The sequence below is a fragment of the Niveispirillum sp. KHB5.9 genome, from assembly GCF_048066115.1.
GTDB lineage: Bacteria > Pseudomonadota > Alphaproteobacteria > Azospirillales > Azospirillaceae > Niveispirillum.
Genome location: NZ_JBLTYX010000022.1, coordinates 86156 through 107543 on the forward strand (window position 1 = coordinate 86156; position 21388 = coordinate 107543).

20 protein-coding genes are annotated in these 21388 nt (G+C 66.5%); 18 read left to right on the forward strand and 2 right to left on the reverse strand.

What is annotated here, in order from left to right:
• The first annotated feature begins 319 nt into the window (after positions 1-319).
• From ACM9HJ_RS25940 to ACM9HJ_RS26010, 15 genes are all read left to right on the forward strand, one after another.
• Positions 320-1135, forward strand: coding sequence for an IclR family transcriptional regulator domain-containing protein (locus ACM9HJ_RS25940; RefSeq protein ID WP_416574691.1), 816 nt, complete (start codon positions 320-322; stop codon positions 1133-1135).
• Between the two features lie 366 nt (positions 1136-1501).
• Complete coding sequence (locus tag ACM9HJ_RS25945; protein WP_416574692.1) at positions 1502-3613, forward strand: TonB-dependent receptor; 2112 nt, start codon at positions 1502-1504, stop codon at positions 3611-3613.
• Between the two features lie 58 nt (positions 3614-3671).
• A complete protein-coding gene (locus tag ACM9HJ_RS25950) occupies positions 3672-4529 on the forward strand; it encodes a hypothetical protein (protein ID WP_416574693.1) in 858 nt (285 codons plus the stop codon).
• The gene (locus tag ACM9HJ_RS25955) at positions 4516-5274 is read left to right on the forward strand and encodes an HpcH/HpaI aldolase family protein (protein ID WP_416574694.1); all 759 of its coding nucleotides are present in this window, start codon (positions 4516-4518) and stop codon (positions 5272-5274) included. Before ACM9HJ_RS25950 ends, ACM9HJ_RS25955 begins: the two co-directional genes overlap by 14 nt.
• Before the next feature lie 10 nt (positions 5275-5284).
• The gene (locus tag ACM9HJ_RS25960) at positions 5285-6400 is read left to right on the forward strand and encodes an ABC transporter substrate-binding protein (RefSeq protein ID WP_416574695.1); all 1116 of its coding nucleotides are present in this window, start codon (positions 5285-5287) and stop codon (positions 6398-6400) included.
• A 188-nt stretch (positions 6401-6588) separates the two neighbouring features.
• Positions 6589-8301 (forward strand): ABC transporter permease, encoded by a 1713-nt coding sequence (locus tag ACM9HJ_RS25965; protein WP_416574696.1) that lies wholly within the window; start codon positions 6589-6591, stop codon positions 8299-8301.
• The gene (locus ACM9HJ_RS25970; protein WP_416574697.1) at positions 8294-9376 is read left to right on the forward strand and encodes an ABC transporter ATP-binding protein; all 1083 of its coding nucleotides are present in this window, start codon (positions 8294-8296) and stop codon (positions 9374-9376) included. Before ACM9HJ_RS25965 ends, ACM9HJ_RS25970 begins: the two co-directional genes overlap by 8 nt.
• Before the next feature lie 4 nt (positions 9377-9380).
• Positions 9381-10778 (forward strand): ethanolamine ammonia-lyase subunit EutB, encoded by a 1398-nt coding sequence (locus ACM9HJ_RS25975; protein WP_416574698.1) that lies wholly within the window; start codon positions 9381-9383, stop codon positions 10776-10778.
• Positions 10775-11608, forward strand: coding sequence for an ethanolamine ammonia-lyase subunit EutC (eutC, locus tag ACM9HJ_RS25980; RefSeq protein ID WP_416574699.1), 834 nt, complete (start codon positions 10775-10777; stop codon positions 11606-11608). The genes ACM9HJ_RS25975 and eutC overlap by 4 nt, the downstream gene beginning before the upstream one ends.
• Positions 11511-12176: an RraA family protein gene (locus ACM9HJ_RS25985; RefSeq protein WP_416574700.1), complete on the forward strand. Its 666-nt coding sequence runs from the start codon at positions 11511-11513 to the stop codon at positions 12174-12176. The genes eutC and ACM9HJ_RS25985 overlap by 98 nt, the downstream gene beginning before the upstream one ends.
• The gene (locus ACM9HJ_RS25990; protein WP_416574701.1) at positions 12173-14119 is read left to right on the forward strand and encodes a PepSY domain-containing protein; all 1947 of its coding nucleotides are present in this window, start codon (positions 12173-12175) and stop codon (positions 14117-14119) included. The genes ACM9HJ_RS25985 and ACM9HJ_RS25990 overlap by 4 nt, the downstream gene beginning before the upstream one ends.
• A 166-nt stretch (positions 14120-14285) precedes the next feature.
• A complete protein-coding gene (locus ACM9HJ_RS25995) occupies positions 14286-15110 on the forward strand; it encodes a carbon-nitrogen hydrolase family protein (RefSeq protein ID WP_416574702.1) in 825 nt (274 codons plus the stop codon).
• Positions 15111-15114: 4 nt separating this feature from the next.
• Complete coding sequence (locus ACM9HJ_RS26000; protein WP_416574703.1) at positions 15115-15987, forward strand: proline iminopeptidase-family hydrolase; 873 nt, start codon at positions 15115-15117, stop codon at positions 15985-15987.
• Complete coding sequence (locus ACM9HJ_RS26005; protein WP_416574704.1) at positions 15984-16649, forward strand: RraA family protein; 666 nt, start codon at positions 15984-15986, stop codon at positions 16647-16649. The genes ACM9HJ_RS26000 and ACM9HJ_RS26005 overlap by 4 nt, the downstream gene beginning before the upstream one ends.
• An 82-nt stretch (positions 16650-16731) precedes the next feature.
• Positions 16732-17361, forward strand: coding sequence for a GntR family transcriptional regulator (locus ACM9HJ_RS26010; RefSeq protein ID WP_416574705.1), 630 nt, complete (start codon positions 16732-16734; stop codon positions 17359-17361).
• A 25-nt stretch (positions 17362-17386) separates the two neighbouring features.
• Here the strand turns inward: ACM9HJ_RS26010 and ACM9HJ_RS26015 are convergent, their stop codons facing one another.
• A complete protein-coding gene (locus ACM9HJ_RS26015) occupies positions 17387-18247 on the reverse strand; it encodes a hypothetical protein (protein WP_416574706.1) in 861 nt (286 codons plus the stop codon).
• Between the two features lie 232 nt (positions 18248-18479).
• Between ACM9HJ_RS26015 and ACM9HJ_RS26020 the strand changes: the two genes are divergently transcribed.
• Complete coding sequence (locus tag ACM9HJ_RS26020) at positions 18480-18650, forward strand: hypothetical protein (protein ID WP_416574707.1); 171 nt, start codon at positions 18480-18482, stop codon at positions 18648-18650.
• 1 nt (position 18651) lies between these two features.
• Here ACM9HJ_RS26020 and ACM9HJ_RS26025 read toward each other — a convergent pair whose 3' ends face one another.
• Positions 18652-19347, reverse strand: a complete 696-nt coding sequence (locus ACM9HJ_RS26025; RefSeq protein ID WP_416574708.1) for a tRNA-uridine aminocarboxypropyltransferase — start codon at positions 19345-19347, stop codon at positions 18652-18654.
• A gap of 201 nt (positions 19348-19548) precedes the next feature.
• Between ACM9HJ_RS26025 and map the strand changes: the two genes are divergently transcribed.
• Together map and radC are read left to right on the forward strand one after the other, a co-directional pair.
• The gene (gene map, locus ACM9HJ_RS26030) at positions 19549-20367 is read left to right on the forward strand and encodes a type I methionyl aminopeptidase (protein ID WP_416574709.1); all 819 of its coding nucleotides are present in this window, start codon (positions 19549-19551) and stop codon (positions 20365-20367) included.
• A gap of 98 nt (positions 20368-20465) precedes the next feature.
• Entirely contained in the window at positions 20466-21311 is an 846-nt protein-coding gene (gene radC, locus ACM9HJ_RS26035) for a RadC family protein (protein ID WP_416574710.1), read from the forward strand.
• Positions 21312-21388 lie beyond the last annotated feature (77 nt).

The following is a 21388-nucleotide window of genomic DNA, read 5'->3' on the forward strand; positions in this document are numbered from 1 at the left end:
GCCATGGATGGGCATGCCGCGACGGGGGACCGCCGCCGGCACGCGATATGAAGAACCGAATTCCGTGTGGAGATGGTCGGGGACGTCACAGTCCCGGAACCCGCTCCTCCCTCGTGATCTTGCTTGTTTCGCCGACGTTATTTTGTCCGCTGTGCGGACGTTTGTCCGATATGCGAATGATTGATCACACCAGACCTGTTGTCAAACGAAAAGTTCGGCTACAGCTTGGTTGGCAGCCGCGGCTGTTGACGCCGCCACCGGCGTCCGACACTTTCGGGGCCAAGCGGAGATGGCAGCCGCATATAAGGAGAAGACGGGAATGGCGCGTCGCCAGGCTGGGGCCGCACCGGGGAACAATCCGGAGGAACTGCACGAAACCTATGAGGATGATCCCAATTTCGTGGTGTCGCTGGCGCGCGGGCTGAACGTGCTGCTGGCGTTTGCGGGCTCACGCAAGCATCTCAGCATCTCCGACATCAGCCGCATCACCGGCCTGTCGCGCGGTTCCGTGGCGCGGCTGGTGAACACGCTGGAAAAGCTGGGCTATGTAAGGTCGGAGGGGCGGTCGTTCCAGCTGCTGCCCAAGACGCTGGCCCTGGGCCAGGCGTATCTGTCGTCGAACTCTCTGGCCACCATGGCGCAGGAGACGCTGGACCGGATCGGCAACCAGGTGAATGAGAGCTGTTCCATCGCCGTGCTGGATGAAGGCCATGTCACCTTCGTGGCGCGGTCGGCCAGCCGGCGCATGGTGTCAGCGTCGCTTTCCGTGGGCAGCCGCATTCCCGCCTACTGCACCTCGCTGGGCCGCTGCATCCTGGCGCATCTGCCGCATGATGAGCTGGAGCGGCAGCTGGCCAATACCAGCATCGTCGCCCATACCAGCCGCACCGTCACCAACCGCGCCGCCCTGGATCAGGTCCTGGAGCAAGTGCGCCAGACCGGCTATTCGATCTCCGACAGCGAGTTCGAGGAAGGTTTGACCTCCATCGCCGTGCCGGTCTTCGGCCCGGGGCAGAAGGTGGAGGCAGCACTGGGCGTGGCCGCCATCCGCTATCCCCACGACGCACTGGTCGGCACCATCCTGCCGGTGCTGAAGGGCACGGCGCGGGATTTGGGGGCGTTCCTGCGGTTTTAGGGGGCGCGCAGCCGCCTGCGTTAGTTCTCTGCGAAAACTCCTGGGCACCGTCGTTGCCACTCTCTCTACCGTCACCCCGGCGAAGGCCGGGGCCCAGATGACAAGCACTTCGCTCTACGACTTGGGCCCCGGCTTTTGCCGGGGTGACGGTAGATATTGCGGGAACCCTCGCAGCCCCGATGTCTGCGGGGAGAGACAGACACCCCCGACCCCATCAATATCCTATTGATAAAATGTGATTTCCTCTGCGCCCATCCTCATCCCGATCACGGCTCCAAAATTGGCTACCATTTGGCGCTAAGATTGGCTACTATCCGTCCGCAGCCGACGCCAAAGCCGGCACCATGAACGCGGGAGCACAGGGTTATGAGAGATTTGAAGCGGGTTCTATTGCTGGGCATGGCGGCGACGGGGGCGCTGGTCCCCACCGCGCAGGCCCAGGAGATGGAGCTGGAGGAGATCGTGGTCACGGGCTCGCGCCTGTCGGCAACGATCGAGACCTTCCCCGGCTCCTACACCGTGGTCAGCCGCAAGGACCTGGAGGACCAGTTGTCGACCACCGCCGATATCGGTGCGGTGCTGGCCAACATGGTGCCCGGCATCGCCGCGTCCAACGGCACCGCCGCGAATGTCGAGCAGAGCCTGCGCGGCCGGCCGCTGCGCGTGTTCATCGACGGCATTCCCATCTCCAACCCGCTGCGCGACGGCGGCCGCGACCTGCGCCTGATCTCCCCCACCGTCATCGGCTCGATCGAGGTGATCCGTGGCGCCTCGGCGCTCTATGGCCAGGGCGGTGCCGGCGGCATCATCAACTACATCACCAAGGATGCGCCCTCGACCGAGGAATTCCGCTTCCGCACCGAGATCGGCACCAGCCTGTCCACCCAGCATCTGGCCGACAGCACGCGCCCCAGCTTCTCGCAGAGCGCGTCCGGCAGCGTGGCCGGCATCGATGTCAACCTGAACGGGTCGTATGAGCGCGTGAACAGCATATTCGACGCCGACGGCGACCGCCTGGCGCCCGATCCGCATAATTTCGGCGGCATCGCCGACAGCAATATCTACAACCTGTATGGCAAGCTGGGCTATTCCTTCGGTGACCAGCGCATTGAGGCGATGGTCAATTACTACCAGCAAAAGCAGGACACCAACTACGTCACGGTCAGCGGCAATATCGCCAAGGGCATCAAGGAAACCGCCGTCAAGGGCATGGCCGACGCCCGCGCCATCGACCCGGAGAACCGCAACCTCATCTCCTCCATCGGGTATGAAAACAGCGATGTTCTGGGCTCGACCCTGAACAGCAAGCTCTATTACCTGGAGAATTACAGCGTCTTCTCCTTCGATGCGGCGCGCCTGGGCGGCACCCAGACGACGATCTCTTCCGAGAAGATCGGCTGGCAGACCGATTTCACCACCAAGCTGGATGATTGGGGTCTGGAGGGCGGCACGGCACTCTGGGGCTTCGACATCGCGCGCGATACGACCGAACAGCCGCTGATCCCGCTGACCGACAAGCCGGGCGACGGCCGCACCTTCACGCCGCCGCTGAAGCAGATGAACTATGCCGCCTTCATCCAGCTCGACCTGCCGGTGACCGACTGGTTCACGCTGCGCGCCGGCGTGCGGCACGACAAGTTCAACATGGAGATCGACGATTTCGTCGCCGGCCTGACCGGGGTGAAGGTCGCGGCGGGTGAGCTGGATTACAGCGCCACGCCCGTCAATATCGGCGGCACCCTGCATATCGTGCCGGAAGCCGAGGTTTTCGGCGGCTTCTCCCAGGGTTTCTCCATCCCCGATATCGGGGCACCCCTGCGCCGCGTCACGGCCACCAACCTGGATAATTTCGATCCCAAGCCGCAGCTTGTGAACAATTACGAGATCGGCCTGCGCGGGTCGGTGATCGATATCGACTACACCGTGGCCTATTTCATCAGCAAGTCCAAGTACGGCACCGACTTCGTCATCGACACGGTCAACCCCACCGAGGCCGCGACGCTCCGCGAGAAGGAGCGGATCAAGGGTATCGAGGCAACGCTGACCGGCAAGATCGGCGACGCCACCCGCTGGGGCGGCAGCTTCGCCTGGTCGGAGGGCAAGCGCGACGCCGACCATGACGGCAAGGTCGACACAGCCCTGACCGGACGGCGCATCGGGCCGGAACAGTATAATGCCTGGCTGGAACAGGAGATCACCGCCGACTGGTCGGGCCGCCTGCAGGTCAACCGCACCGGCAGCCGCAACAAGTTCCCCAATGCCAGGATCAACGATTTCTATACCGGCCGCGTGCGTCCGGTGACGCGCGTCGATGCCTCCACCCAGTACCGCATGGACAAGGTGCTGTTCACCGTCGGCGTGAACAACCTGTTCAACAACGACTATTATTCCGTCACGTCCCAGATGATCAACCGCGACCAGCTGTACAGCAAGGGCGAGGGCCGTACCCTCTTCCTGAAAATGTCCGCGGACTACTGATCCGACCGTCCCGGTCCTGCGGCTCCGGCCGCATCCTGATCCCAATGGATGACCCAAGATGACTCTGCCCGTGAACGGCGCGGAACGGGGCTTCACGCCCTACGATATCGGCAGGACCCCGGCAACGGCCTGCCGTATCGACCAGCGCTTCTCCTACTGCCTCTATGTGCCGGCCAGGGTGGTGGAAAACCCCGCCGCGGCCGGGCGCATCCTGGCCGTGGTCCATGGCACGGATCGCGGCAACCAGGCGCTGCGGGACCTGTTCGTCCCCTATGCGGAGGCCACGGACAGCATCATCCTGGCCCCGCTGTTCCCCTGCGGAATCGGCGAGCCGCAGGAACGGGACAATTACAAGTATATCGACTATCAGGGCATCCGCTTCGACCTGCTGCTGCTGGACATGGTGGATGAGGTTTCCGCGCGCTATGGCGTGGATGCGGGCCGCTTCGACCTGTTCGGCTTTTCCGGTGGGGCGCATTTCGCCCACCGCTTCCTTTATCTGCATCCCTCACGGCTGCGGGCTCTGTCGGTGGGGGCCCCCGGCTCCCCCACCCTGCTGGACAGCACCCGCCCCTGGTGGGTGGGGGTGGCCGATCTGGAACAGAAATTCGCCGTCCGCCTGAACCCCGACGCGATGAAGGATGTGCGCATCCATCTGGTCGTCGGGTCGGACGATACCGACACCTGGGAGATCACCCACAGCCCCGGTTCCCGCCATTGGATGGAAGGGGCCAACGATACCGGCGTGACGCGGGTGGAACGACTGCGTAGCCTGGCCGCCAACCTGCAAGCCAATGGCCTGGATGCACGGCTGGAACTGCTGCCGGGCGTACGCCATGCGCGCGACGCCCTGTCGGCCGCCGCCATCCGTTTCCTGGAAGCCCTGGACGAAGGGGGCGGCGATGTTCCGACCTAATCGGCTGAAACGTCTGCTGGCCGAAAAACACCCCGCGCGCGGCGCCTGGCTGTTCATGGGCAGCCCGGTGGTGACCGAAGCCATGGCCCCCATGGGGTTCGATGCGCTGATCATCGACCATGAACATTCGCCGGGCGGGCTGGAAACCGCCATCCACCAGATGCGGGCGATGGCGGGAACGGATACGACCATGCTGGCCCGCCTGTCCGACAACAATCCCACGCCCATCCGCCATCTGCTGGATGCCGGGGTGGAGGGGGTGATGGCCGCCAATCTGGACAGTGCCGATGCCGCCGACCGTCTGGTCCGGGCCACGCGCTATCCCCCGCATGGCATCCGGGGTGCCCATTACACCGTCTCCCGCGCGTCCGGCTGGGGGGCGTGGAGTGTGGATGTGGCGGAGCGGGGCGAGGCGGAGACACTCGCTATCGGCCTGATCGAAAGTGTGGAGGGCGTGGATGCCATCGCGGAGATGGCCCGGGTCCCCGGCCTGGACATGCTGTTCATCGGCCCGCTGGACCTGTCGATCAGCGCCGGCGTGCCGGGACAATATGACGCCCCCGCATTCAGGGATATTCTCCAGGCGGCCGAACGGCGCATCCTGGAGGCGGGTCTGGCACTGGGCGGCACCATCCTGCCGGGTCTGCCGGCGGCTGCAATGTTCGCGCGGGGCTATGGTTTCGTGACGGTCGGTGCCGATGTCACCTTCCTGCGCCGGGGGGCAACCCTGGCCCTGGACGGTTAGAGGGGACGAGATGATGCAGGACCGACATCCCCTAACCCAGCGTACCCGCCGCCAGTTCCTGGGCGCCCTGGCCGGCACGGCCGCAGCATCCCTGCTGCCCCTGCCGTCGCGCGCCCAGGACCTTGTCGAGGCGTCGAAGCAGGAAGGCAGCCTGCTGATCTATTCGATCATGGCCGAGTACAACTGGCGGCCCATCCTGCGCGGGTTCCAGGCGCTTTATCCCTGGATCAAGGTCAATTGCCTGGACATGGGCCCGACCGAGGTGTTCGAGCGTTATTACGCCGAAACCTCCGTCGACCGGCCATCGGCCGACATCATCGTGTCCAGCGCACCCGACGCCTGGATGCGGTTCGCGGCCAAGGGCGGCATCGGCCGGCATGACAGCCGGGAGATACCCAACCTGCCGGGCTGGAGCCTGCCCATGCCCGGCCTCTACACGCTGTCGGCCGACCCGATGGTCATGGTCTATAACAAGCTTCTGCTGAAGCCGGAGCAATATCCCGACGGGCTGAAGCGGCTGGCTGTGCTGGCGGAGGAGAACCCGCTAAAGTTCCGCAAGCGCGTCACCACCTATGACGCCGCCGCCCATGCGCTGGCCTACGCGGTGCACTGGACCGCCATCACCGCCGGCCGGCCCGGCGGCTGGGACCTGATGGAACGGCTGTCGCCCGCCGTGCGCGTGGAAACCGGCGGGGCGGCGATGATGGAGAAGGTGACGACCGGTGAATATCTGGTCGGCTTCAATGTCTCCGCCGTCACCGTCTGGCCGCAGATGGCGTCGAAGGGTCGGGCGGAGATCGTGGATTGGACGCTGGACAAGGATGGCACGGTGCTGGTCCCGCGCGGCATGGCCGCCACGGCGGCCGCGCGCAATCCCGCCAGCGCCCGGCTGATGCTGGATTACATCCTGTCCCATGACGGTCAGGTGGCGGCGGCCCAGGGCGGGCTGATGCCCTACCGCGCCGATGTGCGGGCGGACGAGGTGCCCTATCTCACCTATGCCGGGCTAGTGGCAAGGCTGGGCGGCGAGGACCGGATCGTCCATGTCGGCTACGACCCCACCATGCTCGACACTTACCAACCCTTCATCCAGCACTGGAACGCCACGTTCAAGGCGCGGCGGTGAGGGATTCGATCTCTCATACCGTCATCCCGGCGAAAGCCGGGACCCAGGAGCCAAGCGCCCGACGGTTCAACAGCGTTGATCGACACTGCATACAGGTTTGACGCTGCCGCCCCTGGGTCCCGGCTTCCGCCGGGATGACGGAAAGTTGGCTTGCATTTCACCCCCCTGACAAAGGACCGGACCGGCCCATGTCCCTGGCGGAATCCCAATCGAGATTGTTCAGGCCCGACCGGGCGCTGCTGATCCAATCGGCCGTGGCGCTGGCCACGATGGCGCTGGTGCTGGGCCCCCTGGTGCCCGTCCTGTGGCAATCGCTGCTCGACCGACCCCTGTATGAGGCGGCACCGCTGCTGAGCCTGGACAATTACGTCCGGCTGTTCACCAACCCCCGCTTCCACGAGGCCCTGGGCAATTCCATCCAGCTGGCCCTGCTGTCGACCCTGATCGCCACGGTCCTGGGTGTCGCCTTCGCCCTGTTCCTGGAACGCACCGACATGCCGGGGCGGGGGTTGCTGCGCAACCTGACGCTCTGGCCCATGTATGTGTCGCAACTGGTCATGGCGTTTGCCTGGTTCATCCTCTACGGCCCGTCCGGCTATATCACCCTGGCGGTGGAGCGGGTGGCCGGCGTGCCGCTCTGGGACATGTACAGTATCCTGGGTATGGGGCTGCTGGCCGGCACCTCGCAGGCGCCCGTGGTCTATCTGTTCTGCTCCTCATCCGCCCGCATGGCCGACGCCACGCTGGAAGATGCCGCCCGTTCCGTGGGTGCCGGTCCCTTGCGGGTGCTGTGGAGCGTGTCGCTGCCTTTGATGCGCCCGTCCATCATCTATGCAGCGTTGCTGACCTTCATCGGTTCGCTGGAGATGCTGGCGGTACCGCTGGTCTTCGGCAAGCCGGTGGGGTTGGAGTTCTTCACCACCTTCCTCTATACTGAGGGTCTGGGCGCCATCACGCCCGACTATGGCCTGATCGGCGCGGCGGCCACGCTGCTGCTGGCCGTGATCTCCGTGCTGCTGCTGCTCCAGGGCCTGCTGCTGCGCCAGTCCAAGCGTTTCGTCACCGTGCGCGGCAAGGCCCAGCGGCCCAAGCTGGCGGCCATCGGCCCCGTGGGACGCGTCGTCTGCGCCCTGATGCTGGCCTATACGGTTTTGGTGCTGCTGCTGCCGCTGACCGGCATCGTCCTGCGCTCGGTCACCAGCTTCCTGACGCCGCTGATGTCGCCCTTGGACCTGCTGACCTGGGAGCATTTCGAGGTGCTGTTCGGGTACGACGCCTATCGCCGCTCCATCACCAATTCCATCATCATCGCCACGGTGGGCGGGGCGCTGGCCACCGTGTTCGTGGCCCTGGTGGCGCTGGTCGCGCACCGGTCGGATTTCCGCTTCCGCCGCGCCCTGGAATTCATCGCCCTTTATCCCCGCGCCATGCCGGGCATCATCGCCGGTATCGGCATGTTCTGGGCCATGCTGCTGCTGCCCTTTGCCCATGTGCTGCAGGGCACGATCTGGCTGCTGATGCTGGCCTTCACCATGCGCGGCATTCCCATGGCCTTCGGAGCACTCTCTCCCACCCTGCACCAGATCGGCAAGGAACTGGACCAGAGCGCGCGGTCGGTGGGGGCCGACTGGTGGACCACCGTCCGGCTGATCATCCTGCCGCTGATGAAGCCGGCCCTGTTCTCCGCCTATGTGCTGCTGTTCCTGGCATTTTTGAAGGAATATGCCGCCGCGGTGTTCCTGTTCGCGCCCGGTGCCGAGATCATCGGGACGACAATGCTCTCCTTCTGGGCCAATGGCAGCACCGGCCCGGTCGCCGCCCTCTCCGTCATCCAGCTCGCCATCACGGCTTTGTTCGTGGCGCTGGCGCGCCGTTCCTTGAGGACCAACAAAGATGTCTGAAGTCGTCGTCGACCGCCTGGTCAAGCATTACGGGCCGGTGCAGGCGCTGCACGAGGTCAGCCTGCATGTCCCCGACGGTGAGTTCCTGACCCTGCTGGGCCCGTCGGGCTGCGGCAAGTCCACCACCCTGTTCGCCATCGCCGGGCTGGACAGCCCGTCCGGTGGCAGGATCACCGTCGGCGGCCGGACCTTCTATGATGGGTCCACCGGCCTGGAACTGCCGCCGGAAAAGCGCAATCTGGGCCTGGTGTTCCAGTCCTATGCGCTGTGGCCGCACATGAATGTGCGCCAGAACCTGGCCTTCCCGCTCCGCCTGCGCAAGGTGGGCAGGAAGGAACAGGATGTGCGGATCGAAGAGGCGCTGTCCCTGGTGGAGATGGGCGCCTATATCGACCGCTATCCGCATGAGCTGTCGGGCGGGCAGCAGCAGCGCGTGGCCCTGGCCCGCACCCTGGTCTTCCGCCCCTCGCTGCTGCTGCTGGACGAGCCCCTGTCCAACCTGGATGCCAAGCTGCGCATCAAGGCGCGTTCCTGGCTGAAGCAGTTGCAGCGCCAGTTGGGCCTGACCACCATCTATGTCACCCATGACCAGTCCGAAGCCCTGGCGCTGTCCGACCGGATCGCGGTGATGGAGAAGGGCCGCGTGTCGCAGCTGGGCACGCCGGAGGAGATCTACCGCCGCCCCGCCAACGCCTTCGTGGCCGATTTCGTCGGTGCCAGCAATTTCCTGCCCGGCGAGATCGTCGAGCGCACCGCCGGCACGGCGAAAGTGAAGCTTGCGGGTGGTGAGGTGCTGTCGGCCCTGTGGCCCGACCCGGCATCCCCGCCTTCTGGTGCCCTGGTGACGGTGCGGCCCGAACATATCGCCCTGTCGGCGGAGCCGCCCGTGCCCGGCCCCGGCCTCAACATCCTGTCCGGCCGCATCGTGGAGCGTTCCTATCTGGGCGCGCGCCTGCTCTATGCCGTGGATTGCGGCGGCGGTCTGGTGCTGATGGCGGAGACGGAGACGCGGGTGGAGGGCGATAGCGCCTGGTTGCGCTTCGCCGTGGACGACACGCTGCTGGTCCGGGCCTGATGCCATGTTGCGCATCGACCTCAGGGGCACCCGCCACACCTTCCCCGACCTGAAGGCGCTGATGGCGGCGGCCACGCCGCTGCGCTCGGGCGATCAACTGGCCGGCATCGCGGCGGGGAGCGACGAGGCGCGGGTGGCCGCCCGCCACATCCTGGCCGACCTGCCGTTGAAAACCTTCCTCTCCGAGGCGCTGGTGCCGTATGAGCAGGACGAGGTCACCCGCCTGATCATCGACTGCCATGACAAGGCGGCCTTTCAACCTGTGTCCAGCCTGACCGTTGGGGAGTTCCGCGACTGGCTGCTGGATGACAAGGTGCGGGCCAAGGAATTGTCGGTGCTCTCCCCCGGCCTGACGGCGGAGATGGTGGCGGCCGTGTCCAAGCTGATGCGCAACCAGGACCTTGTCGCCGTGGCCCGCAAGGCGCGGGTGGTCAGCCGGTTCCGCAGTTCCATCGGCCTTCCCGGCCGTCTGGCGGTGCGGCTGCAACCCAACCACCCGACCGACGATCCGGCGGGCATCGCCGCCTCCATCCTGGATGGGTTGCTGCATGGCTGCGGCGATGCGGTCATCGGCATCAACCCCGCCACCGACAATGTGGTGGGCGCCATCAATCTGCTGCGCCTGATCGACGATCTGCGCCTGCGCTATGCCATCCCCACGCAAAGCTGCGTGCTGACCCATGTCACCAACTCCCTGCAGGCCATCGAACGCGGTGCCCCCGTCGATCTGGTGTTCCAGTCCATCGCGGGCACTGAAGGGGCGAACCAGGGTTTCGGCATCGACCTTGCCCTATTGCGCGAGGCGCAGGACGCGGCCCTGTCGCTGAAACGCGGCAGCATCGGCGATGATGTCATGTATTTCGAGACAGGCCAGGGCAGTGCGCTCTCATCCGGCACCCATCACGGCGTGGACCAGCAAACCCTGGAGGTCCGTGCCCAGGCGGTGGCCAGGGCGTTCAAGCCGCTGCTGGTCAATACCGTCGTCGGCTTCATCGGCCCGGAATATCTCTATGACGGACGGCAGATCCTGCGCGCGGGCCTGGAGGATCATTTCACCGGCAAGCTGCTGGGCCTGCCGATGGGGGTTGATGTCTGCTACACCAACCATGCCGAGGCCGACCAGAACGACATGGACAACCTGCTGACCCTGCTGGGGGTGGCGGGCGTGGCCTTCGTCATCGGCGTGCCGGGTGCCGACGACATCATGCTGAATTACCAGAGCACGTCCTTCCATGACGCGCTCTATGTCCGCGACGTGCTGGATGCGCGGCCGGCCCCGGAGTTCGAGGCCTGGCTGGCGCAGATGGGCATGCTGGACGCGCGCGGCCGCGTGGCCCCGCTGGACATCGCCACCTTGCCGCTGGCCCGCGCCATCGCCGACCAGCGGTTCATCACGCCATGAACCAACCGCCCACAGACGACCCGCTGGCCAGATTGCGCGCCGCCACCCAGGCCCGAATCGGCCTGGGCCGGGCCGGCCACGGCCTGCCCACAAGGGCATTGCTGGATTTCGACCTGGGCCATGCCCGCGCCCGCGATGCCGTCTGGACGCCATTGAACGCCGATGAGGTGGCGGCACAGGCCGGCGACTGGCCCGTCCTGACAGTGCACAGCCGGGTGCCCGACCGGGCCACCTATCTGCGCCGCCCCGACCTGGGCCGCCAATTGGGGGAAGAGGATGCGGGCACCCTGCCCGCCGGCCCCTTCGACCTGTCGATCATCATCGGCGACGGATTGTCGGCCCGCGCAGCGCAATCCCATGGTGCCGCCTTGGCGTTGGCATTGCGCGACCTGCTGCCCGGCTGGTCCCTGGCCCCGCTGGTGCTGGCGACCCAGGCGCGCGTGGCCCTGGGCGATCCGGTGGCGGCCGCCATGGGTGCGCGTTTCGCCCTGATGCTGATCGGGGAACGGCCGGGCCTATCGGCCGCCGACAGCCTGGGCGCCTACCTGACCTTCGATCCGCGTCCGGGCCGCCTGGATAGCGCGCGCAACTGTGTTTCGAACATCCGCCCGCCCCACGGGCTCTCCATCGCCCAGGCCGCCACGACGCTGGCCTGGCTGCTGACGGAGGCACGCCGGATCGGCGCCACCGGCATCGCGCTGAAGGATCAGACGCCAGCAAAGGACCAGACCCATGTTCACCATCAATCCCATGCCCAACCAGCCATCAGGCCCTCTGATCGACCTGCTGTTGCAGGTGGAGACGGCAACTTTGGGCCATTTCCGCCATGACGGGTTCATCGATCCCGCCATCCGCCTGGTCCTGCCCCGGGCGCGCATCGCCGGCCCGGCGGTGACGGTGCGCATTCCCGGTCCCGACAGCACCCTGCTGCACCACGCGGTCAGTTCCGCGCGGCCCGGCGATGTACTGGTCATCGACCGTTGCGGCGACACGCGCCATGCCTGCTGGGGCGGGGTGACGACCAACGCCGCGCGGCTGGCCGGCATTGCCGGCATCATCATCGACGGCCCGGCCACCGATTTGGGGGAGATCACCAAGGCCGGCCTGCCCGTCTGGTGCCGGGGCCCCTCATCCCTGACCACGAAGTTCCTGGCACTCGACAGCGCCATGAATGTGCCGGTCAGCGTCGGTGGTGTGGCCATCAATCCCGGCGACCTGATCCTGGCCGATGAAAGCGGCGCCATCGTTTTGCCCCCGGACGCGGCGCGAGCGGCGGCCGAACACGCCATCAGCCTGCAGGAACGGGAGAAGATCGTGCTGGCACGGCTGGCGGCCGGTGAAAGGCTGGCCGACATTTCCGGCGCCACCGACCTGATCCGCCGGGCCGGTGCCGCATGAGACTTCAGGCCTGGCACCGCTGGATCGGGCTGATCCTGGGCCTGTTCATCACCATCCAGGGGCTGGGCGGGACATTGCTGCTGTTCCGCACGCCGCTCAACCACCTGCTGCACGCGCAAGCCTTCGCACCCGGCAGCGTCCCGGCCCTGGACGCCAATATCCAAGCCATCCGCGCCACCGGCTGCACCCTCATCCGCATCGACCTGTCGGACACTCTGCTGTTCCACCTGACATGCGACGGGGAGCCGTTCATGGCCACCGCCGCCGATGGGCGTGTGCTGCGTCTGGCCCCGCTGCGGCAATGGCCGATGGAATGGCTGTTCCAGTTCCATTACCGGCTGGTGGCCGGCACGGGCGGTCAACAGGCGGTGGGCTGGATCGGCATCGCCCTGCTCTCCCTTTGCCTGACCGGTTTCTGGCTGCTGCTGCGCACGGGCCGGCGCCAGGGCTGGCGTCATCTCTGGCTTCCCGGCCTGGGCAGCGCACCCCTGCGCCGCTGGCGCGACCTGCATCGCAGCGCCGGCCTGTATCTGCTGCCCCTGTTGCTGCTGCTGGCCCTTACCGGCATCGCCATGGCCTGGAACAGCAGCGTCACCAGCGCCCTGCCCGTCACGCCGCGCCCCGCACCCCTGGTCTTCGACCGCCAGGGCGCGCCACTCCTGCCGCTCTCCCGGATCGTGGAGAAGGCCGAAACAATGGTGCCCACGGCCCCCGCCAGCAGCATCCGCCTGCCCGGCGGCCATGGGCGGGTGGTGATGGTCATGCTGGGCCGCCCGGACAGCCCGGATTACGAACAGCTCTGGTTCGACGGCTATGACGGGACCCTGCAGGGCACCCGGCGCGCGGCCGACCGCGCCCCTGCCGACCGGTTCATGGACCTGCTCTATCCGCTGCATACCGGTGCCCTGTTCGGCCCGGCCGGCCTGTTCCTGATGCTGCTGGCGGGATTGTCCCTGCCGGGGTTCCTGGCCACCGGCTGCTGGCTCTGGGCAAAGCGGCGCGGACCCTTGTCCCTGCGCGTGTCTGCCCTGGCCGCCGATGGCACCGGCGTCCTGCGCATCGACCTGCGCCATCCCTGGGGCCTGCCTCTGCCCCGCTTCGGGCCGGGCGACCATGTCGACCTGCATCTGCCCAACGGGCTGGTCCGGCAATACAGCCTGTGCGGCCGGCCGGGCCGGCGCCGCACCTGGCGCATCGCCGTCCGCCTCTCGGATGTCTCCGGCGGTGGCTCTTCCTGGGTCCATACCCATCTGGCCGTGGGCATGCCCCTGCGCATCGGCCGCCCCCGCGCGCATTTCCCCCTGGATAGCGGCACCGGCCCCGTCCTGCTGCTGGCCGGTGGGATCGGCGTCACCCCGCTTCTGTCCAAGGCCTGGGCGCTGTGGGAACAGGGCCGATCCTTCACGCTGCTGGTCTGTTCACGTGACCGCGAGGCCCGCCCCCTGGCCGCCGCCATCGCCGCCACGCCGCTGAGCCCCTTCTGCCGCTGGCATGACAGCACCAGCGCCGGCCGCCTGGACCTCGCCGCCCTTCTCGGCACCCAACCCCCCGGCACCCATCTGCATGTCTGCGGACCCGACGGCTTCATGCAAGCGGCTCTGGATCAGGCAGGCGCCCTTGGCTGGCCGCCCGACCAGCTGCATTGGGAGGCTTTCGCCCCCGCCACCCCGACCGGTCCCGGTTTCACCATCGGCCTGGGCGACAGGCGCATCGCCGTCCCCGCCGGGGAAAGCCTGCTGGAAAGGCTGCTGGCCGAAGGCATCGCCATTCCCCATTCCTGCCGGCGCGGCCTGTGCGGGCAATGCGTGGTGACGGTGCGATCCGGCGCCATCGACCATCGCGACAGCATCCTCGACGCCGAAGACTACGCCGCCGGCCGCATGACCGCCTGCTGCTCCCGGGCGGCGGGAGAGGATGGACATCTGGAATTGTCTGTTCCGTAGGTCAGGTCGAAGGCGAAGCCTGAGCCCTGACATTTCCGGCACTGTCGTTCGTCAGGGCTCGCCTGCGGCTCGACCTGACCTACGGCCGCTTCATCAAGACAGTTGACACATCCCAAATGGTAGCCAATTTTGGCTGTGCAGATTTCAGCCAAAATGGAGCGCCGTAATGTCCCTCCCCGTCGCGCTGGTGCAAAGCACCGCGACCTCCGATCCCCAGCACAATCTGGCCGCCGTCACGCCGCTGATCCGGCAGGCGGCGGCGGGTGGAGCGAAGCTGGTCTGCCTGGCCGAGGCGTTCGATTATCTGACCCCGTCCTTCGCGGCCCTCAGCGACTATGCACTGCCGGAACCGGTGCATCCGGCCCTGATCCTGCTGTCTAAACTGGCCAAGGAACTGTCCCTCTGGCTGCTGGCCGGGTCGGTATCGGTGAAACTGGATGATGGGCGCATGGCCAACCGTTCCACCCTGATCGGGCCGGACGGGGCCATCACGGCCCGCTATGACAAGATCCATCTGTTCGATGTCGACCTGCCCGACGGCTCCCGCTTCCGGGAGAGCGATTTCTATCGCCATGGCGGCCGCGCCGTGGTCGCCGACGGACCGGACGGGGCGCGCATCGGCATGGCCATCTGCTACGACGTGCGCTTCCCGCATCTGCACCGCGCCCTGGCGCAGAACGGGGCGCAGATCATCACCGTGCCCGCCGCCTTCAGCTCCATGACCGGCCCGCTGCATTGGGAGGTGCTGCTGCGCGCCCGCGCCATCGAGACGGGGTGCTTCATCCTGGCCCCGGCCCAGTGCGGCGACAATTACGCCGGCCGCCGATCCCATGGGCAAAGCCTGATCATCGATCCCTGGGGCCGCGTCCTGGGCCGCCTGGGCGACGAGGTCGGGGTGCTGTCGGCCAATCTCGACCTGGGCGAGGTCGAGGCCTTCCACGCCGCCATCCCCTCGCCCGTCACCAACCGCCCCTTCCGGATCGAGGCCTGAGCCCATGCAGACCATCACCAGACGCATCACCCTGCGCGAGGGCCATGATGTCGTGGCCTATATCCATGGCGAGGGTGACCGCACCCTGCTCCTTGCCAATGGCGGACCGGGCTTGCCCAATCTCTATCTGCGCGATCCGCATCTGCGGCTGGTGCCCCAGGGCTACCGCATCGTCGGCTGGGACCAGCTGGGCTGCGGGGCCAGTGATCGGCCCGACGATCCCGGCCTCTGGACCCTGGAGCGCTATGTGGGGGAGGCCGAACAGGTCCGTCGCGCCCTGGACCTGGGGCCGGTGGATTTCCTGGGCCATTCCTGGGGCACCTGGCTCGGCACCGAATATTGCCTGACCCACCCGGACAATGTGCGCAGCTACATCATCGCCGACGGCGCCTGCGACATCCCGCATCTGGTGGGGGAACTGAACCGCCTGCGCCTGGCCCTGGGATCGGAAACCGTGACCATGATGGTAGCGCATGAGGCGGCGGGAACCCTGGATCATCCGGAATATCAGGCGGCGGTCACGCTGCTGAACCACCGCCATGTCTGCCGCCTGAAACACTGGCCGGAGCCGCTGACCGCGTCGCTGGCGCAATGGAACATGGCGCCCTATGTCGCCATGCAGGGCCCGAACGAGTTCACCTATACCGGCAACATGAAGGACTGGAACCGCGTGCCCGCCATGGGTGCCATCAAGGTTCCCTGTCTGGTCCTGGCCGGCAAATATGACGAGCTGACGCCGGCCTGCAGCCTGCGCATGCACATGGCCCTGCCGAACAGCCGCATCCGCATCTTCGACCACAGCTCCCACATGCCCTTCTATGAGGAGCCGGATGCCTATTTCGCCGAACTGACGGATTTTCTGGAGAAATCAGCATGAGTGGCCTTCTGCATCTTGGTCCCGCCCCCACACGCCCCGACCCCGCCCTGTGGCGGGATCTGCGCGATGTGCCCAGCTCCGTCCTGGCCGACGTGACCCGCGATGTGCGGGCGGCGGGCCATCCGCTGGCCATGGTCGCCCCCCGTGCGCCCTTCATCGGCCCGGCCGTCACCGTGGAAGCCGGCAGCCTGGCGCAATGGAGGGCGCTGGAGAGCGTGCAGCCCGGCGACGTGCTGGTCATCGCCAGTGACGGGCGGCGCGATTGCGCGGAATTCGGCGCCGTCTTCGCCGCCATCGCCCAGGCGCGCGGAGTGGCCGCCATCATCACCGACGGGCTGTTGCGCGACCGGGCAGAGATCGCGGAACTGTCCATGCCGGTGCTGGCCGCCGGCAGCCACCCCGCCTCTCCCTTCGATCCCTCGCCGGGCCGGGTCAACCTACCTGTCATGCTGTTGGGCCTGACGGTGCGGCCCGGCGATCTGGTGGCCGGCGACGCGGATGGGATCGTGGTCATCCCCGTGGAAAGCCTGGGCAAACTGGCCGACCGCCTGCCGGCACAGAAGGCCAAGGAGGCAGCGCTGCAAAAGGCGATCGCCGACGGACAGATGCCCGACGCACTGATCGCCGGTCTCGCCCGGATACCGGTACAGCCCGCCCCCTGATGCAACCAGTCCTTTGCGACAAGAGGAGCGTCTGCTAATATGTTGAGCAGAAATTGGATAATAAATTGGCTACCACCCGATCATGGCAATGACCAAGGAAAAGGCCGATGGTGCCGGCAGTCTCGTCAGCCGGCTTGAAGCCGACCTGCTGGGCGGCGTGTTCCGGCCCGGTGAATGGCTGAAACAAACCGATATCGAAACGAATTACGAAGCACATCGTTTCGATGTCAGAATGGCCCTGCTGGACCTGAAGACGCGGCAGCTGCTGGAACATGTGCCCAACCGCGGCTACCGTGTCGCCAGCCTGTCGCAGCAGGACCGCGAGGAACTGATCGAGGCGCGCACCGTGCTGGAGGTCGCCGCCGCCCGCCGCGTGGTGGAGCGCGCGACGGAAGAGGATCTGGTCGAACTGGACGCGCTGGTGGCGGAGTTCGAGGCCAACATGGCCGACGCCGACCTTCCCCTGCTGCGCAGTCTGAACGCCAAATTCCATGACCGGCTCTACGCCATCTGCGGCAACCGCGTGCTGATGGAAGAGATCAAGGCGCTGCGCCATCGCGGCCTTCCCGGCGTGCGCGGCTGGCGGGCCACCTCCTCCATCCAGCGGTCCAACCGCGACCATGGCGAAATGATCGCCATGATCCGAGCCCGCAACGCCGACGGCCTGGTGCAGACGATCGAAACGCACCTGAACCGCTGGCGCGAGGGGTAAAGGGCACCGCTGGCACAAGGCGGCATCACGCCGCCTTTACCGTCTCCGATGCGCTGCTGCCATCCTTCAGGTCGGGCTTGGGCCCGCCGAAGCGCAGGCCCATCGCGGACGGCCCATCCTTGGCCGCCTCTTCCTCCGCCCGGGCCGCGGCGGCGGCACCAGTCACGCCGGTGGGCGTCATCCGGTCGGTCAGGCGCATGGTCTCCCGCCACATGCGTTCATCGTCGGTGGGCGGGGCGCCATCGGCCTGCATCAGCCGGTCGCCCATGCCGGTGCAGTCCAGCGTCAGCTCATCCCCGTCCAGGGTGAAGCCGTTGGCCTTGCCGATCTGGTTCATGGCGTTCTTCAGGTTGTGGTCGGCATCCTTCTGCGACACGCCGCCATTGACCTGCCGCATCCAGCCGGCCTTGGCCGCCCCCTGCTCCACCTGCTGCGCATCGCCGATCAGATCGGTCAGACTGTCCTTCAGCCCCTGATCGCCATCCAGCACCTGCTGCACCTGGGCGGCACGGGGGTCGTCGCCCGCCACTTCCGGCTGGCCCTGGTCGTTCAGCTTGAACTTGATCGGCGGGCTGGCCTGGATGCCGGCGATGGCCAGCGCCATCTGCAACTGGTGTCCCACCTGGCGGCGGGCGGTTTCCACCTCCGCCGCGGTCGGCGGTTCCTCCTGCGCGGTGGTGGCACTTTCCACCAGGCTGTGGTTGGTGGCGGTCAGGCCGCCGACATCCATGCTCTTGCCGGTGGGTGCGCCGTGGAAGCCGATCTCGCCGCCGGTGCCGATATCTTGCGTCCCGGTGGCCGATGTACCCGTGCTCTTGGAACTGCCGGAGACCGCCGATGCCGGTTGCCAGCGGGTGCGGGCGGCCAGTAATGCCTGGATATCCATGGGTCATTCCTTCCCAACGCTAGGCAATATCTGCCTATGCCGCTGGGCAGGCTTTGCCGGCACCCGAGCAGCGGAGGAGAAGCGGTTTCCCTTGGCGTCCGGCGGTTTCTCGCATGCCTTTGTCCCGGACACCCCGTCATTGCGGGGAAGGGTGCGGGATGAAAAGCAACCGGTATGCCAACCCGCTGGCCTGCCCCTTGCGGCGGTCAGGCACCCACCCCACATGCGGAAAATGACAGAGAACCAAATCCTGGCCCTCATCTCGTCCGTGCTGGTGCTGATCCTGGTGCTGCGCGGCCGCGCCGGGGCAATACCGCGCGAAGGGCTGCTGCCGAAGATCGCCATCTGGCTGGCGATCTTCGCGGCAGTCGGCCTGGCCTATAAATTCTTCGGGCCGAACTGAATCACTCGATCGGTGCCGCCCCCGCCTTCACCGGCCGCCGCTTGCGCTTGCGCCAGCGTGACAGCAGTTCGTCGAACGGCTTCAGCAGACGGTCCTGCAAAGCCGGATCGCCTTCCAGCTTGCCATAGACGAAGGCCCCGGCTTCCAGCGTGGAGACGCTTTCCTTGCGCGGTTCCTTGCGGACATTGCCATAGGCGGAGCGGAAATCCGGATGGATGACGATGCGGCGCAGCTTCAGCATCCAGGCATTGCGCCACCACAGGGTCTTGGCCTGGGCCCAGGTACCGTCGATCAGGACGATGCCTTCAAGGTCGGACAGGATCAGGTCGCTGTCGGGCGCCACATCCTTGCGCCCGAACACGGCGATGCCACCACGCGGCACCTTGGCCACCTCGTCCTTGGCTCCCATGAACAGCACGCCCCAGCGCTTGGCCTCCACCTGCCGGCCCAGGGCCTTGGACAGTGACGGCCAGGACAGGCCGATCTTGACGACGCTGTTTTCGATCTGTCCGGCCAGCAGCCGGGCGGTGCCCAGCTCCACATCCTGTTCCTGCGGATGCATCAGGACCAGCAATTGCAGACGCGTGCGTTCCGGCACCAGCTCGGCACACAGGCACAGATCGTCGGGCTTGCCGCAGGTGGCGCAAGGGGGCGGGGGGGCCGGCGGCGGCGGAAGGATCAGGTCGTCTTCATTCATGATGGGGCCTTATAACCCATCCGTGCGCACCTTGGCAGGGGGTGGGCACGCAATGCCGCCATGGCAAGGGGATGGGCCGGCCCCGGCCATGCGACACAACCAGCCCAGGCATTGGGACGGCGGGTTTGCGGCCCGCCCCGGGCATCGTGTAAAGTACCGGGCTTGAGATTCCGGTTTCCGCTTCGAAAGTACCGACCCCCGATGACCCAGGCCGAATTCGCCGACGATTACGAAGACAAGCGTTCCATCAAGCTGCACAAGCCCGAGGATTTCGAAGGCATGCGCCGGGCCGGCCGTCTGGCCGCCGCCACGCTTGATTACATCACGCCCTTCGTGGTTCCCGGTGCGGTGACGGAGGAGATCGATGATAAGATCCTGGCCTATGTGGAGGCCAATGGCGGCACATCGGCCACCGTCGGGTACAAGGGCTATACCAAGGCCAGCTGCATCTCCATCAACCATGTCGTCTGCCACGGCATTCCCGGCCCCAAGCGTCTGGTCGCCGGCGACATCGCCAATATCGACGTCACCGTCATCGTCGATGGCTGGTTCGGCGATACGTCCCGCATGTATCTGGTGGGCGATGTCGGGCTGAAGGCGCGGCGTCTGGTCGATGTGACGTACGAGGCGCTGATGCGCGGCATCTCGGTGGTGAAGCCGGGGGCAACGCTGGGCGATATCGGCCACGCCATCCAGTCCTATGCCGAAAGCTTCCGCTTCTCCGTCGTCCGCGACTTCTGCGGTCATGGCCTGGGCCGCGTCTTCCATGACGCGCCGTCGGTGCTGCATTACGGCCAGAAGGGCCGGGGTGCCGTGCTGGAGGAAGGCATGTTCTTCACCATCGAGCCGATGATCAATGCCGGCCGGTACGAGGTGAAGGTCCTGTCCGACGGCTGGACCGCCGTGACCAGGGACAAGAGCCTGTCGGCCCAGTTCGAACATTCCATCGGCGTCACCAGCGAAGGGTTCGAGATATTCACCCTGTCGCCCGCCGGTTACACGAAGCCTCCCTACGCGTAAGACTCCATTCCGCTTCCCGTCTGGCATCCATCGCCGCCCGCTGCTACACTTGTAGGAGAGTGGCTTGATATGGTCATGCACATCACGGATGTATCGCGATGGCGGTGAAGCGGACGGTGAAGACGGCCCGGCTGGATGAGGCGGCGGCGGGAACCCTGCCGCCAGACGATGATCTGCTGGCCTCCCTGGTGGCGGGCCGCCCCCGCCCTTCCCCGCCCCCCAAACCGGAACCGGCGCCGACGCCGGCGGAGGAAGCGGCGGAGGAGGAGAAACCGCATTACCACGGCCACCGCGACCGGCTGCGCAATCGTTTCCTGGCGGCCGGTCCCGATGCGCTGCTGGATTATGAACTGCTGGAACTGCTGCTGTTCCAATGCATCCCGCAGAAGGATGTGAAGCCCCTGGCCAAGGAGCTGCTGGCCGCCTATGGCAGCCTGTGGGCCGTCACCCAGGCGACACCCGAGAGCCTGCGCCAGCGCTTCGGCTTCTCCGATCTGCGCATCGCCCATATCAGGGTGGTCGGCGCCATCGGCCTGCGCATGGCCAAACAACAGGTGATGGGCCAGACCATCCTGTCATCCTGGCAGAAGCTGCTTGATTACTGCGCCGGCGCCATGGCGCATGAACCGGTGGAACAGTTCCGCCTGCTGTTCCTGGACCGCAAGAACACCCTGATCGGCGACGAGGTGCAGCAACGCGGCACCATCGACCATACCCCCGTCTACCCGCGTGAGGTAGTGCGCCGCGCCCTGGAACTGGGCGCCAGTGCGGTGATCCTGGTCCATAACCATCCCAGCGGCGACCCCACGCCCAGCCGCGCCGACCTGGACATGACGAAACAGATCGTCACCGCCGCCACGGCCCTGGGCGTGGTCATCCATGACCATGTCATCATCGGCAAGGGCGGGAAATATGTCAGCTTCAAGAGTGCGGGATTGATGTGATCGCGGCACTTCCGCACCCATCACTACAACCTAACCGAAAGGTTAGATCGCAGAAAATTTGGCGAGTTCAACGCATA